The organism is Streptomyces sp. NPDC006872 (assembly GCF_040635845.1).
In the GTDB taxonomy this organism is placed as follows: domain Bacteria; phylum Actinomycetota; class Actinomycetes; order Streptomycetales; family Streptomycetaceae; genus Streptomyces.
The window spans coordinates 329,446-344,007 of sequence record NZ_JBEYIL010000008.1; the positions used below are offsets into that span (position 1 = coordinate 329,446).

Below are 14,562 nucleotides of genomic sequence, written 5' to 3' on the forward strand. Positions count from 1 at the left end.
TGCCAGATCCCTCTCCGCACCACCCCATTCGCACAGTCACGGAGACTCTCGATGCGCAGAACGCGCTCCACGGCGGCCCTCGTCGCCGCCTCAGTGGTGGCCGGCGGCATGGCTCTCGCGAGCCCCGCGTACGCCGACCCCACCCCCGCCGGAACCTTCCGCCAGCTGGTCGGCACGGGCTCCGACACCACCCAGGACGTGCTGAACGCCCTGGCCGGCGACACTGTCAACGGCACGGACTACACCGCCACGGCGGTGAAGTCGGCGTCCGGCGCGGGCCTCGCCTCCTACGACGCGATCGGCTCCAGCACGATCCAGACCCGCTCCGGCGGTCCGGTCTTCACCCGCCCCAACGGTTCGGGACCGGGCCGTACGGCGCTCAGCATGTCGCTGACCGGCGACAAGTTCCCCACCGCGACCGGTGTCGCCGTCCAGGGCCAGGTCGACTTCGCCCGGTCCTCCGGCGGCCCGAGCGTCTCCGGCAACGCCCTCACCTACATCCCGTTCGCGCGGGACGCGGTCGGCGTCGCGGTCCGCGGCTCCGGCCTCGACTCGCTGACGGTCGCCCAACTGCACGACGTCTACGCGGCCGGCAGCGCCCACACGGTCAACGGCCAGACCGTGCACCCGGTCCTCCCGCAGAACGGCTCCGGCACCCGCAAGTTCTTCCTCGGGGCGATCGGCCTGAACGAGAACACGGTGGACACGAGCCTGCCGACCGTCCAGGAGAACCAGGCGAACGACGCCCTCACCACGGACGGCACGCTCGTCCCGTTCTCCGTGGGCAGCTGGATCGCCCAGAACAACGGCGTCGCCCCCACCAAGAGCGACACCGCGATCGCCGCCGGCGCGCACCTGGCGAGCATCACGCTGCCCAACGACAGCGGCGACACCAGCCCGGTCACCACAGTGAACGGCAAGCTCACCCCGGTCGCCGGCTACTACGAGAACGCCACCTTCGGCCGTGACGTCTACAACGTCGTCCCGAGCCGGGCCATCGACGCGACCAGCATCTTCTTCGACAAGGACCTCTACGACGTCTTCGTCACCAGCGGCGCCCACGAGGCGGCCCTGGCCTCCGACAACGCCGAGAAGGTCATCTCCGACTTCGGCTTCCTGAACGAGTCGTACAACGGCTCGATCAACCTGGCCAAGCACGCCAAGGTCGGCGGCCTGGAGATCTCGGGCCTGGACAGCAGCACGCCCGCCAAGCCCACCCTGAAGGCCACCCTGGGCGACGCGAGCCTCCAGCTGGCCTGGACCGCGCCCAGCCCCGCCCCCGCCCAGGCGATCACCGACTACCGCGTCACCCTGAAGGACGCGGACGGCGGCGTCGTCGCCACGAAGGACCTGACGGCGGCCACCACGTCGTACTCCTTCACCGCTCTGGCCACCGGCTCCTACACCGCCACGGTCACCGCGAACAACGTCAACGGCACCGGCGCGGAGGCCATCTGGTCCGGCGCGGTCAAGTACGCCAGCACCACCAAGGCCACCGCCGCGGCGACCCCGTACGGCAGGACCCCGAAGATCGCCGTCACCGTCACCGGTACGCACGCGGTCGTGCCGGGCGGCACGGTGACCGTCAAGGAGGGCACCGCCACCCTCGGCACCGGCATCCTCGGCTCCACCGGCAAGGTGACCGTCAGCCTGTCGAACCACATGAAGCCGGCCACGCACAAGCTGACCGTCTCCTACGGCGGCTCCGCCAAGCTCAACGCGTCCGCGACGACCGTCTCCCTGGCGGTCACCAAGGCGTCGCCCGCGGTCTCCACCAGCGCGCCCGTCTCGGTGAAGCACACGGCCCGCGCCAAGGTCACCGTCAAGGTCACCGCGACCGGCACCGTCCCCGGCGGCACGGTCCGCATCTACGAGGGCTCCCGGGTGATCGCCACCGGCACCCTGAGCGGCGGCAAGGTCACCGTCACCCTGCCGAAGCTGAGCAAGGCCCGGCACACCCTGCGCGCCTTCTACGCGGGCTCGACGACGGTGAACAGCAGGAGCGGCGCCAACTTCGTCATCAAGTCCACCTGATCCCCAGCCCAGTGGCTGATCCCGGCGGCCCGGGCTTCGGGCCGCCGGGCCGACATCTGTGAAGGAGGCGGGCCGCCGTGACGGTCGCCGTACCCAGCACGCTCACCCGCGCCCGCGGCGTCACCGCCGTCCGCCACCTCGCGCGCGGCGGGCTGCTCGCCCTCGCCGCCCTGCTGCTCGGCATCACCGCACAGCTGCTGCTGGTCAGCGGCGTCCAGGAACGGTCCGCGCAGCAGGCCTCGTTCGACGAACTGCGCGGTCGACTCGCCCTGGGCACCGCCCCGGTGGCCCAGACCGACCAGGACGGCCGGCTGCTCGCGCCGGGCACACCGGTCGCGCTGATCGACGTCCCCCGGCTGGGCATGACCCAGGTGGTCCTGGAGGGCACCGACTCCTCCGTCCTGACCGAGGGCCCCGGCCACCGCCGGGACACCCCCCTGCCCGGTCAGACCGGCACCAGCGTCCTGATGGGCCGCGCCGCCGCCTACGGCGCCCCCTTCGGCGAGCTCGCCTCCCTCGGCGCGGGCGACCGGTTCACCGTCACCACCGGCCAGGGCAAGGCCGCCTACCGGGTCACCGGCGTACGGCGGGCCGGCGACCCGGCCCCCGCTCCGCTCGCCGCGGGCAAGGGCCGCCTGGTCCTGGTCACCGCCACCGGTCAGCGCTTCATGCCGGCCGGACTGCTGCGGGTGGACGCCGAGCTGGTCTCCGCGCCCTTCCCGACCCCGGCGGCGGTCATCCGCTCCGGCACGCTCCCTGACTCCGAGGAGCCGCTGGCCCGCCCGTCCGGCGCGCCCTGGCCGCTGGTGATGTGGCTCCAGGCGCTGCTGCTCGGCTCCGTGGCCGCCGTGTGGACCTGGCACCGGTGGGGCCGTCACCAGACCTGGATCGTCTTCGCCCCCGTCGTCCTGGTCCTCGGCCTCCAGGTCGCCACCCGCACCACCGAACTCCTGCCCAATCTGCTCTAGACCCGAGGTGCCCCCGTGACCGACACGATCGTCCTGCCGACCGTCGCTCCTGCTCCGGCCGCCGCCCCCGCCACCCTCGAAGCGCGTTCCGTCTCCGCCTGGTTCGGCAGCCACCAGGTGCTCAGCCGGGTGTCGCTGACGATGCCCGCGGGCGAGGTCACCGCCCTCATCGGGCCCTCCGGCTGCGGCAAGTCGACGTTCCTGCGCACCCTGAACCGGATGCACGAGCTGACCCCGGCCGCCCGGTTCGGCGGCGAGGTGCTCTTCGAGGGCGAGGACGTCTACGACGCGTCGTGGCGGCTCACGGACGCCCGGCGGCGCATCGGCATGGTCTTCCAGAAGCCGAACCCGTTCCCCGCGATGTCGATCTACGACAACGTGGTCGCGGGCCTGCGCCTCACCGGCACGCGGACCGGCCGCCGCGAGCGGGACGTCCTGGTCGAGGAGTCCCTGACCCGCGCCGGCCTCTGGAAAGAGGTCCAGGGCCGCCTGCGCCAGCCCGGCGGCGCGCTCTCCGGCGGCCAGCAGCAACGCCTGTGCATCGCGAGGGCGTTGGCCGTACGCCCCCGGGTGCTGCTGATGGACGAGCCGTGCTCGGCGCTGGACCCCACCTCCACCCGCCGCGTCGAGGAGACCGTCCAGGAGCTGGCCGGGCAGGTCACGGTCGTGATCGTCACCCACAACATGCAGCAGGCCGCCCGCGTCTCCCAGCAGTGCGCGTTCTTCCTCGCCGAACAGGGCACCCCGGGCGGCATCGTCGAGGCCGGCCCCACGACCGAGGTCTTCGGCGCCCCGAAGGACTCCCGGACGGCGGACTATGTGGCGGGCCGCTTCGGCTGAGACACGGCGCACGGTCCGCGTGCGGCAGGGCACTGTTACGGCCCCTGAGCGCTGGCCCCCGATAGATCGGATCTCTCGCAGTGCATTGACGTACATCATCCCCTTCCCTATGTTGCGCCACGGGATAGCTCCGATGAATCACTGAGCCTGCCTGGAGGCACCGTGCCCTGCCCCTCTGCGCCCGATCCGTCCAGACGTACCGTCCTCGCCACCGGATCCGCCGTGGGCGGCGCGTTGTTGGCCACCGGCCTGTCGGCCGCCCAGGCGAGCGCGGCCGACCGCGCCGAGGCGGCCACGCCCCGTGAGGACCCCTGGCGGGTCGTTCTCGACGACGCCGACCTCGTCTGGCAGCGGATGCCGACGACCTGGTATGAGGGCCCGTTCCTCGGCAACGGCCTCCTCGGCTCCGGGATCTACGCGGAGCCGAGCGCCGGGCCGGGCGCCGCGTCGACGGCCGTGCGCTTCAACGTCCAGCACTCCGAAGTACAGGACCACCGGCCCGAGTTCGGCTCCCTCTTCGGCCTGGCCCGGCTGCCGATCGGTTACTTCACCCTGGAGCCGGTGGGTGCGATCACCGGCCTGGACTGGCGGCTGTCGCTGCACGACGCCGAGTTGACCGGCACGCTCACCACCGACAAGGGCACTCTGTCGCTGCGCGCCCTGGTCCACAACGACCGCTCGCTCCTCGCCGTGGAAGTGACGCCGAGCGCGGGCGAGCGCGGTTTCCGCTGGGTGTTCCACCCGGCGGACGCGATCAGTCCACGAGCCGCGTTCAAGCCGCTGCCGGACGGCTACCGGGGCAACCCGCCCGCGCAGGTCGCCGGCCACGGCGCGGTGACGGCCGCCGTGCAGCCGCTGCTGGCGGGCGGACAGCACGTCACCGCCTGGCGGGAGCGGACCAGGGGCCGGACGCGGACGCTCTATGTGCACGTCGCCCACTCGTTCCCGCACAGCACAGCCCTGGACCGGGCCCTGCGGACGGTCCGTGCCGCGGCCCTGCTGCCGTACTCCGCCCTGGCGGTGGACCACCGCGCATGGTGGCACGGGTACTACCGCAAGAGCTTCCTGTCCGTCCCCGACGCCCGCATCCAGCGCTTTTACTGGATCCAGCTCTACAAGGCCGCCTCCGCGGCCCGCCGCGACGCTCCGGTGATGGCGACGAGCGGCCCCTGGCTGGAGCCCACGCCATGGCCCAACACCTGGTGGAACCTCAACGCCCAGCTGGAGTACTGGCTCATCCACGGCTCCAACCATCTCGAACTCGACGCGATCACCCGGGCGTTGAGCGAGTTCCGGGACAACCTCGCGGCCGAGACGCCGACGCCGTACCGCACCGACTCGCTCGGCATCCCCCGCACCACCGACCCCCACCTGGTCAACGGTGCGGCGAGCACCCTCATGGGGTACGGCGTCGGCATCCCCGGCCAGGACCCGCCGACCCCCGAAGTCGGCAATCTGACCTGGGCGTTGCACAACGTCTGGCTCAGCTACCGCCACACGATGGACAGGTCGATCCTCCGGGACGTCCTCTACCCCCTCCTCCGTAAGGCGATCAACTACTACCTGCACTTCCTGGAGCCCGGACCGGACGGCAGACTGCACCTGCCCGCCACCTTCTCCCCCGAGTACGGCGGCGACTCACGCGACTGCAACTACGACCTGATGCTCCTGACCTGGGGCTGCCGCACCCTCCTCGAATCCGCCGAACTCCTCGGCGTCCAGGACCCGTCGGCCCCCCGCTGGCGCGAGGTGCTGGCGAGGCGGGCGGCGTATCCGACGGACACGAACGGTTTCATGATCGGCGCGGACCTCCCCTTCGCGAAGTCCCACCGCCACTACTCGCACCTGCTCGCCGTCTACCCGCTGTACGAGGTGACCGGCCGCACGCCCGACGAACGCGCCCTGATCGAGAGGTCGTTGGCGCACTGGGTGGGCTTCGAGGGGGCTCTCCAGGGCTACACGTTCACGGGTGCCGCCTCGATGTCCGCGCTGCTCGGCAAGGGTGAGGACGCGCTGCGGTACCTCGGCGAGCTCATGACCCGCTTCATCAAGCCCAACACCATGTACCAGGAGTCGGGCCCGGTCATCGAAACGCCCCTGTCGGCGGCCCAGTCGCTGCACGACATGGTGTGCCAGTCCTGGGGCGGGATCATCAGGGTGTTCCCCGCGCTGCCGGCCGCCTGGGCGGACCTCGTCGTGCACGACTTCCGCACCCAGGGCGCCTTCCTGCTGAGCGCCCGCCGTCAGGGCGGCGCCACCCGTTGGGTGCGGCTGGTCAGCGAGGCGGGGGCCGACTGCGTCGTACGGCACGGGATCGCGGGGCCGGTCGATGTCCGTGACCGGCGGGGCCGCGTCCTGCGGTACTCCGAAGCCGGCGACGGCGCCCTCCATGTCCCCCTGCGCAAGGGCGAGTCGGCGCTGATCACCGCCAGGGGCGACCGCCCCGACCTGACCGTCGCGCCCGTGCACGCGAACGAGGACGCACCCCGCTGGGGACTGCCCGGCGCCTGAGCCCGGCGGGTTTCGCGGGCGAAGCTTCCAGCGCCGCGGAGATTGGCCGGAAACCGATCCGGCCTCATCGGTCCGGACCATTGACCGTGCTCGGTCCGACCGGGACTCTGTTCCACGCCCCTCAATCTGATGCATGAACTCAGTCCATGTATATGAACGAGAACGAGGTGAGTCCATCATGAGCACATCCCGCAACGCGTCCCGCAGGACCTTGCTCGGCGCGGCACTCGGCGGCGCGGCGGCGGCCACGGTCGGCGGCCTGCCCGGCACCGCCTACGCCGCCTCCTGGCAGCAGAAATGGGCGCCGTCGGCGAGCAGCGCCGGCCTCGGCGCCTTCGAGACCGTCGAGGACGACCGCGCCGACTCCCACACATCGGGTCAGCCGCACATCTTCGCCACCGGCAACAACTGGCGCTTCAACATGCACATGGCCGACCGGGACACCTCCACCGACCGTCAGCGCCAGGAGGTCACCGGGCTGCGCAACGGCAGCGGCAGCGACTACCTCAAGTGGACCTCGGGTCAGACCTGGCGGGTCACCTACTCGATGTACATCCCCAGCTCCCTGAAGGCGACCACCACCTTCACGCACATCATGCAGATGAAGCAGCCGGGCACCGGCACCTCGCCGATCGTCGTGCAGTCGCTGCGCCGGGTGAACGGGGTGCAGACCATCGAGCTCAAGCTGTTCGAGCAGGACATCCTCGTGGGCCGCACCGACCTCGCTCCCCTGCACGACAAATGGACCGACGTCGACTTCCAGATCAAGGTCGGCAACGGCTCGGCCGGCTCGGTGCGCTGGATCCTCAAGAGCGGCTCGACCACCGTCGTCGACGCCTCGAAGACCGGCGTCGACACCTTCCTCGCCGACCGGGTGCGCCCGAAGTGGGGCATCTACCGCTCCCTCGGCGACACCTCCGGGTCCCTGCAGGACTGCTACCTCCTGCTCACCAATCTGCGCGGCTACCAGCTCGTCTGAGGAGCCGGACCGAGGACGGGCTCCGCCAGGCCTTCGGGGGAATCCGCGGCCGTCCGTGTGGGCCGCCGGGCCGCGGGTGGAACGAAGAGGGGCATGTCCCCCCACTCCGACCCGCCCGCGTCGCCGCCCGGCCGGACCGGCGGTACGCAGACCCGTGTGCCGCGTACGCTGCGGAGCGCCGCCGCGTACGCCTGGCGCATCCTGGTGGTCGGCGTCGTCGTCCAGGCCGCGTTCTCCGTGCTGGGACAGTTCCATCGCATCGCCGTCGCGGTCTTTCTCGGTCTTGTCATCACGGCCGTGCTGAAGCCCCTGGCCGACCTGCTCTCCCGTGTCCTGCCCCGGCCGCTCGCGGTCGCGGTCGCGGTCGTCGCGGGGATCGTCCTCGTCCTCGGCGGCCTGGCTCTGGTGGGCGAAACCGTCGCCGGACAGCGGACCGGACTCGAGCGGGAGTTCGTCTCGGGCTTCGACCGGATCGAGCACCGGCTGGAGGAGCCGCCCTTCCGGCTGGAGCCAGGAGCACTGGACGACGTCCAGTCCCGTATCGGCAGGCTGCTCTCCAGCCACCGCTCCACCGTCATCAGCACCGCGCTGAGCGGCGCCGGCCGACTTCTCGAGGTGCTGACCGTCCTCGCCCTCGCCTTGTTCTGCTCGGTCTTCTTCACCCACTCGGGCGACCGGCAGTGGCGCTGGTTCTGCGACCAGCTGCCGCCGCCGGCGCAGGGCCGGGTGGCGCTCGCGGGCCGGACCGCCTGGCGGACCTTCACCGGCTACACCCATGGCATCCTGCTGGTCGCCGCCATCAACGCGGTCCTCGTCGGCATCGCCCTGTCCCTGCTGGGCGTTCCGCTCGCCGTGCCGCTGGCGCTCCTGGAATTCACCGCCGCGTTCATCCCCCTGATCGGCTCGCCCATCGCCCTCTCCGTCGCGGCCGTCGTCGCACTCGCGTCGAAAGGGGCGCTCACCGCCGCGGTGGTCGTGGCGCTGATCGTGATCATCGGTCAGATCGAGGGCCATCTGCTGCACCCGATCGTGATGAGCTGGGCCGTCCGGCTGCATCCGGTGGTGGTCGCCCTGTCGGTCACCGGCGGAGCGGTCGCGGCCGGCGTGATCGGAGCGGTCGTGGCCGTGCCCTTCGTGGCCGTGGTCTGGTCCGTCCGCCAGGCACTGCGGCCTCAGGACGCGATGGCGACGACCACCGATCCCGATCCCTCGGCCGGATAGTCGTGTTGGGGAACATGGTCGGATCGCCCCGCGAGACCCTCGCCGTCACGCCTCCGCTCGGGCCATGTCGCCGTGTGCATCGCCGAGTCGGCGGTCAGGTCCGTCCGTCCGCCGTTCGGTCCGCCGTTCCGTCCTCCGGGTCCGTCACCGGAGCGGCCGCCGTCGCCGCGATACGGCGATAGGCGGCGCGGGCGTCGAGGATCCGGGCCAACGCCGTGCCGACGAGGGCCGCGGCGCACAGGCAGCTCAGCCAGAACGCGTCCCGGTCGCCGGCCCAGGTGAGAGTGCCGGCGGGCGGGACGGCGAACCCGTTGAGCATCAGCCAGCACAGGACGGCCGTGCCGGGGGCCGCGGTGAAACGGGCGCACAGCCCCAGTAGGGCCGCCAGCGCGGACAGCGCCGCCAGCGCGAGCCCCGGCCGGTCCGTGCCCAGCAGCATGTTGTGCAGCGCCACCAGGATCAGTGCACCGCCGAAGGCCGTGGCCCACACCAGCGGGGTGGCGACGGGCTGGGGCACGGGCCTGGTACCTGGCCTCAGGGACACCCACTCGATCATGTTCCACGCCGCCTTCCGTTCCGGCCGTGCCTCTACACGGCGATGTTGGCAGGCGCGCTGCCGGCGGCGTTCGACAATCGCGAAGACGGGTGCCGCCCACGCCCTGAAGTGGACGGCACCCGTCGTGTGCCTACTTGATGTAGACGAGCCCGTCGGTGGTGACGGTCGGGCGGCCCGCAGTGCCCACCACGACGATCTTGACCGTGTGCTTGGCGGCGGCGGACCAGGTCTTCGTCCAGAGCGCCTGCCGGTAGAGGGTGGTGGCGAACTTCAGGTCGACGGTCGCGACCTTGGCGCCGTCGACGTAGACGTACGCCTGGCCCGAGGTGGCGGCACGGGAGACCACCCAGGCAGCCGAGCGGCCCGTGAAGGTCCAGGTGAGGCTCGCGCCCTTGGCGGCGCTGGAGTACGACTTGCCGCCGAGGTAGTTGGTCGAGGAACGGGCGGTCCAGGCACCGGACTTGGTCGCGGAGGTCTCCTGAAGGATCGCCGGGGTGTAGGAGGCCGAGGAGGCACGGTAGTTGCCCGCGTAGTCGTAGGCCTGCATCGACCAGGTCGCGGCGGCGCCGGGCTTGGCGGTGCGGCTGGAGGAGGTGACGGTCGGGCCGAACGTGGCCGTGGTGGGGGCCAGCAGCCTCACCTCCCGCAGGGCCTTGTCGTCGACGGCCTTCCAGCCGAGGGTGACCGGGACGGCGGTGGCGGTGACGACGCCGGTGCGCAGGGAGAGCTTCGGGGCGGTGGTGAAGGTCGGGGCGGCGGTGTCGGCCACGACCGTGAGCGCGGTGGTGGTCGTCGTCCTGCCGGACTGGTGGACGGCCCGTACGGCGACGGTGTGGCTGCCCGCGGCCAGGGTCGCGCTCGTGGAGGTGGCGGTGCCTGCGGCGGTGGCCGCGGTCTTGCCGTCGACCAGCAGTTCGGTCCTGGAGATGAGCGTGCCGGGCGTGGTCGTCGACCAGTGCACCGTGATCGCGCCCTTGGTGTAGTACGTCGACCCGGACAGGGTCGCGCCGCTCACCGAGGCGACCTTCAACCCCTGCACCGGGCCGGCGGCCCAGGCGCGGATGGTCGGCAGCTGGTCGTAGAGCAGACCGCCGGGGCACAGGGTGTTGTAGCCGTCCCGGTGCCCGGAGATGCGCTGGAAGGTGTACTTGGTGCCCGCGGTGAAGGCGGTGCCGGAGAAGTTCTTCTGGGTGGCGCCCGCGGTGAGCTGGACGGTCCCGGCCGGGTCGGCGCCGTACTGGCCCAGCTTCCAGGCCGCCAGGCGGGCGACCGAGGCGAGGGCGGCGCTGGAGGGGCCGGCGGTGGTGTAGTCGCCGAGCACCGCGACGCCCGCGGCCTCCCGGTTCCAGCCGTAGGTGTGGGCGCCGAACACCGGCAGGTCGACGCCGCCCTTACGGCCTTCGAAGATCGTGCCGCACTTGTCGACCAGGAAGTTGTAGCCCATGTCCTTCCAGCCGCTGACCTGCACGTGGTAGGCGTAGATGGCGCGCACGATCGACGCCGAGTCGGCGGCGCAGGAGTAGTCGTTGGCCCCGTCGGTGTGATGGACGAAGACGGCCTTGACGTCCGCGTTGTACTCCGGCGCCTCGGGGCTGATCGACTCGTCCGCGCCCCAGCCGGCCCGTGAGGTGATCGGCGGTTCGGGCACGGTGGACGGCGGCGCGGTGGGCACGGTGGCCGTCGGGCTCGGGGTCGTGCTCGGCGTGGCGGACGGGGAACCCGAGTCCGTCGGCGTGGCCGAGGTCGTGGTGTCGGTCGGATCCGCGGACGCGGTGGTCTGGCTGTCCGTCGGGGTCGAGGTGGCGCTGTCGGTCGGAGAGGCCGAGTCGGTGGACTCGGTGGGCTCGGTGGAAGCGGTGTCCGTGGGGTCGGGGGTCTCGTCGGCGACGAACGCGGCCGGCTCCGTGGCGTCGGCGCCGGCCTTGGTCTCGGCGGCGGTCACCACGCCCGGGTCGACGAGGTTGACCTCCATGCCCTTGGGCAGCGAAGTGCTCGTGGTGCCGTTCTTGCGGACGACCTGTACCTGTACGCCGTCCGAGGGGCCGACCCACAGGGGCTCGGATGCGCCGCGCACCCCGGGCTCCGGACGGTCCAGCGGGTCGACGTCCACGTCCAGGTCGTGCCAGGCGCTCCATTCGCCGCTCGTCAGGCTGCGGGTGCGCACCTGCGCCGTGCCGTCGAGTCGCTTCGCGGCCCCGGTCCAGGAGACGCCGAGCATCGAGAACTGTGCGGTGCCCGTGCGCGCCAGCTCCCGGCGGTCGCCCGCGGCGCTCTTCAGCCCCACGTCGTAGACCTTCACCGGCCGCTTGGACCGGCCCGGTGCCTCGGAATGGCCGGAGGGGCTGGCGACCGCGTAGGTCACCACACCGCCACCGCCCAGGAGCACCGCGCCCAGCGTCAGCCACGCGCGCCGTTTCAGGCTCAACGGTCTGTACGCATGCGACGAACGACGACTCACGACGAAAACCCCCAAAGACGACCGACAAGGCCCCAGAAGACAAGGCACGCGGGGGCACACCCGTCACGCGGGCCCCCTCCGCATACAGCGCTCCGGGCCTGAAGATCATCACAGCGAAGACAGCCAGCGTGACGCAGATCACCGTGATGGTCGGGGTCGACAGGTTTCGTCAGGCTCGGCCTTGTGGTTTGCGCCAGATCCTGATCTCGGTCGCCGGAAGTCGCTCCGCGAAGCCGCTCTCGGGTGCTGCCGCCTGCCGCAGCAGCGCGCGCAGCTCCCGCTCGAAGTCCGCGAGCCTGTCGCCGAACAGGTGCGGCGCGGAGTCGGATCGGGAGAACGTCCACGCGACGATGTCGTCCGCACTGCGGTCGACGACGTCCCCGGCCGGCACGACGTGTCGCTCGACGGGCCCGAATCCCGCCCGGGCGATGACGAGGTCCTCCCGGTCCGGCGTGCCGTGCACGAGTGCGCCCTGCCCCGCCCGGCGCACCGGCCCCAGGTAACCGCGCACCAGATCGCGGATCCGGTCGTACGGGGGTTCCGGTGAGGGCAGCGGCCCCGGGTCGGCGGGCGGGTCCTTGAGGTCGCTGATGTGGACGAACGCGCCGCCCGGCTCCAGCATCTCCAGCACGGTGGCCGCGACGCGATCGCGATCCGTCCAGTGGAAGGACTGGGCGAACACCACGGCCCTGAACTCGCCCAGCCCCGCCGGCAGGTCCTCGGCGCGGGCGACCACCCACCGTGCGTTGGTCACCCCGCGTCGTCCGGCCTGTCGCTGGGCCTCGGTGAGCATGTCCTCGTCCGGGTCGAGGCCGACCGCCTCGGTGACGAACCGCGCCATCGGGAGCAGCACGATGCCCGGGCCGCAGCCGACGTCGAGGAGTCTGCCCCGGCCGTCCAGTCCGAGGGCCGTCGCCAGTGTCTCGGCGAAGCGCGGGGCGTAGGGGAGCCGACCGCGCTCGTAATAGGCCGCGCTGCCCTGGAACAGGGTGCGGTCCCACTGCCATCCGTCAGGCATCTCGGTTCCGTTCCACGAGTCGGCCAAGTCATCGACGTTTTCGAGCCCTCGGCGAACGCGTACGCTCCCGGCTCTGGCCCCGGCGACCTACCCGGCGGTATACAAGCCCCGTCGAACGGTACAACGGCCGTACGTGACGGCGTCGTCGGTCAGGCGTCGGTTCAAGGGGGAGGAACGCGATGCAGAGCAACGTGGGCACGGCGAGCCGGATCAGCCGCCGCCGAAAGGGCGTCAGCCTCCTGGCAGCGCTGGGGGGTTGCGCGCTCGTCGCCGCTTCCGCGATGCCCGCCGCGGCGCACGGCGGGGGCCGTGACAGCCAGTACGTCGCGCTCGGCGACTCCTACACCTCCGGCCCCTTCATCCCCCGGCAGGTGGACGCCAACTGTGCGCGCTCCGACCACAACTACCCGTCGATCGTGTCCGGGCAGCTGCGGGTGAGTCAGTTCAAGGACGTCAGCTGCGGCGGGGCGACGACCGAGCACATGTGGAAGCCGCAGGGCACCAACGGCCCGCAGCTCGACGCGGTGGGCCGCAACAGCGACATCGTCACCGTGCAGATCGGCGGCAACGACATCGGCTTCGGCACCATCATCGGCACCTGCGTGCAGCTGGCCCCGACGGACCCGACCGGCAATCCGTGCCAACGCCACTACGGCGCCTCCGGCGTCGACGAGCTCAGCGTCACGATCGCCAAGACCGCCCCGAAGATCGCGAGGGTGCTGGAGGCCGTGCACGACCGGGCCCCGCACGCCCGGGTGCTCCTCGTCGGCTATCCGGACCTGCTGCCCGACGACGGCAGCGGCTGCGCACCGTCGGTGCCGTTCGCCACGCGGGACTTCCCCTACCTCCGGGACACCGAAAAGCGGCTCAACCTGATGCTCCGTCTGGTGGCCCGCTGGAACCACGCGGAGTATGTCGACACCTACGGTCCGACCATCGGCCACGACATGTGCAAGTCCCCGGCGGTGCGCTGGATCGAGCCGCTGCAGCCCGCCTCGCCGGCCGCTCCCGCGCACCCCAACGCCAAGGGGGAGGAAGCCATGGCGGGTGCGGTGCTCAACCGCCTCACCCACGGACGCGGCGGCCGCTGACCGCCCGGCTTCAATGGACGACGTCGGCGAGGTGCGGCACCACGCGGGTCAGCCGTAGTACGCCCCAGAGGATGACGAGCACGCCGATCGCCTCGGGCAGCAGCCACCAGCCCGTGCGGATCTGCTCCTCGAAGAGCACGACGCCCAGCAGGAGACTCACCGCGGCGTCACCGATGGTCAGCGCGGGCTGGGAGGCGGCCAGGGGGCCGGCTTGCAGCGCGTTCTCCAGCAGCAGGAGTGCCGCCACTCCGGTGACCGCGAAGCCGTAGGTCTGCCAGGCGGTGAGGAAGGCGGGCAGGCCGTCGTCGGTCAGACGGCCTGTCGCCGACTTCAGGAGAGCTGCCGTCAGGGCGTTGCCCACCGCCGCGGCCGACGCCAGCGCGGCTGCCCGGAACAACGGCGAGGACGCGGAGCGGGCCAGGAGGACCGCGACGGCCATCACTGCCACGGCGACGACCAGTACCGGGATCCAACGGTCCATGCCGGCCTGCCGCCGGTTGCCGGAGGGGGCCGCCGAGGCCAGGAGCAGGGCGAGTCCGGCCACCACTGCCCCGACCGCCCACCAGGCGGCTGCCGACAGCCGACGGTGCAGCAGGGGCACCGCCACCAGCAGGGCGAACGGAAGTTCGAGGATGAACACGGGCTGGACCAGGGCCATGGGACCGTTGATCAGGGCCAGGGCCTGGAACAGCGCGGCCCCCGTCACGCCCGCGATGCCGATCGCCCAGGCGGGCCGCCGCGCGAGGGCGAGCAGCAGCCGCACCCCGCCGCCCCGCGCCACCGTGGCGGCGGCCTTGCGCTGGAAGACCGTGCCCACCGCGTTGCTGGCGGCGCCCAGGACGGCGAAGAGCACGGCGAGCACGATCATGACTCCACCATGCCTCGC

Annotated in this window: 11 protein-coding genes; 7 read left to right on the top strand and 4 right to left on the bottom strand. The window is 71.9% G+C overall.

The genetic code is table 11. The features are described 5' to 3' along the window. The first annotated feature begins 51 nt into the window (after positions 1-51). The 6 genes from ABZ725_RS25135 (at position 52) to ABZ725_RS25160 (ending at position 8,553) form a co-directional block, all read left to right on the top strand. Positions 52-2,034, top strand: a complete 1,983-nt coding sequence (locus tag ABZ725_RS25135; RefSeq protein WP_358804824.1) for an Ig-like domain repeat protein — start codon at positions 52-54, stop codon at positions 2,032-2,034. A gap of 77 nt (positions 2,035-2,111) precedes the next feature. After that, positions 2,112-3,002 (top strand): sortase, encoded by an 891-nt coding sequence (locus ABZ725_RS25140; RefSeq protein WP_358804825.1) that lies wholly within the window; start codon positions 2,112-2,114, stop codon positions 3,000-3,002. 117 nt (positions 3,003-3,119) lie between these two features. Beyond that, on the top strand, positions 3,120-3,842 hold the full coding sequence (locus ABZ725_RS25145) for a phosphate ABC transporter ATP-binding protein (RefSeq protein ID WP_358804965.1): 723 nt from the start codon (positions 3,120-3,122) through the stop codon (positions 3,840-3,842). A gap of 162 nt (positions 3,843-4,004) precedes the next feature. Continuing rightward, positions 4,005-6,353 (top strand): glycoside hydrolase family 95-like protein, encoded by a 2,349-nt coding sequence (locus ABZ725_RS25150; protein WP_358804826.1) that lies wholly within the window; start codon positions 4,005-4,007, stop codon positions 6,351-6,353. Positions 6,354-6,531: 178 nt separating this feature from the next. After that, positions 6,532-7,332: a Tat pathway signal sequence domain protein gene (locus ABZ725_RS25155; protein ID WP_358804827.1), complete on the top strand. Its 801-nt coding sequence runs from the start codon at positions 6,532-6,534 to the stop codon at positions 7,330-7,332. 93 nt (positions 7,333-7,425) lie between these two features. Next, on the top strand, positions 7,426-8,553 hold the full coding sequence (locus tag ABZ725_RS25160) for an AI-2E family transporter (protein ID WP_358804828.1): 1,128 nt from the start codon (positions 7,426-7,428) through the stop codon (positions 8,551-8,553). Positions 8,554-8,647: 94 nt separating this feature from the next. Here ABZ725_RS25160 and ABZ725_RS25165 read toward each other — a convergent pair whose 3' ends face one another. From ABZ725_RS25165 to ABZ725_RS25175, 3 genes are all read right to left on the bottom strand, one after another. Then, positions 8,648-9,109 carry a hypothetical protein gene (locus ABZ725_RS25165; RefSeq protein ID WP_358804829.1) on the bottom strand — a complete coding sequence of 154 codons (462 nt, stop codon included), beginning with the start codon at positions 9,107-9,109 and terminating at the stop codon, positions 8,648-8,650. Between the two features lie 130 nt (positions 9,110-9,239). After that, positions 9,240-11,528, bottom strand: coding sequence for an N-acetylmuramoyl-L-alanine amidase (locus tag ABZ725_RS25170; RefSeq protein ID WP_358804966.1), 2,289 nt, complete (start codon positions 11,526-11,528; stop codon positions 9,240-9,242). Between the two features lie 208 nt (positions 11,529-11,736). Beyond that, on the bottom strand, positions 11,737-12,585 hold the full coding sequence (locus ABZ725_RS25175; RefSeq protein WP_358804830.1) for a class I SAM-dependent methyltransferase: 849 nt from the start codon (positions 12,583-12,585) through the stop codon (positions 11,737-11,739). Between the two features lie 179 nt (positions 12,586-12,764). On the opposite strand from ABZ725_RS25175, the gene ABZ725_RS25180 reads away from it, so the two are divergent. Beyond that, complete coding sequence (locus ABZ725_RS25180; protein ID WP_358804831.1) at positions 12,765-13,676, top strand: SGNH/GDSL hydrolase family protein; 912 nt, start codon at positions 12,765-12,767, stop codon at positions 13,674-13,676. A 10-nt stretch (positions 13,677-13,686) separates the two neighbouring features. Here the strand turns inward: ABZ725_RS25180 and ABZ725_RS25185 are convergent, their stop codons facing one another. Beyond that, positions 13,687-14,544, bottom strand: coding sequence for a DMT family transporter (locus ABZ725_RS25185; RefSeq protein ID WP_358804832.1), 858 nt, complete (start codon positions 14,542-14,544; stop codon positions 13,687-13,689). Between the last annotated feature and the right edge of the window lie 18 nt (positions 14,545-14,562).

What these genes read in the sequence shown, in the direction of transcription:
- ABZ725_RS25135 (WP_358804824.1), top strand. Translation starts at nt 52, where the DNA reads ATGCGCAGAACGCGCTCCACGGCGGCCCTCGTCGCCGCCTCAGTGGTG.
- ABZ725_RS25155 (WP_358804827.1), top strand. Translation starts at nt 6,532, where the DNA reads ATGAGCACATCCCGCAACGCGTCCCGCAGGACCTTGCTCGGCGCGGCA.
- ABZ725_RS25160 (WP_358804828.1), top strand. Translation starts at nt 7,426, where the DNA reads ATGTCCCCCCACTCCGACCCGCCCGCGTCGCCGCCCGGCCGGACCGGC.
- ABZ725_RS25165 (WP_358804829.1), bottom strand. Translation starts at nt 9,109, where the DNA reads ATGATCGAGTGGGTGTCCCTGAGGCCAGGTACCAGGCCCGTGCCCCAG.
- ABZ725_RS25175 (WP_358804830.1), bottom strand. Translation starts at nt 12,585, where the DNA reads ATGCCTGACGGATGGCAGTGGGACCGCACCCTGTTCCAGGGCAGCGCG.
- ABZ725_RS25180 (WP_358804831.1), top strand. Translation starts at nt 12,765, where the DNA reads ATGCAGAGCAACGTGGGCACGGCGAGCCGGATCAGCCGCCGCCGAAAG.
- ABZ725_RS25185 (WP_358804832.1), bottom strand. Translation starts at nt 14,544, where the DNA reads ATGATCGTGCTCGCCGTGCTCTTCGCCGTCCTGGGCGCCGCCAGCAAC.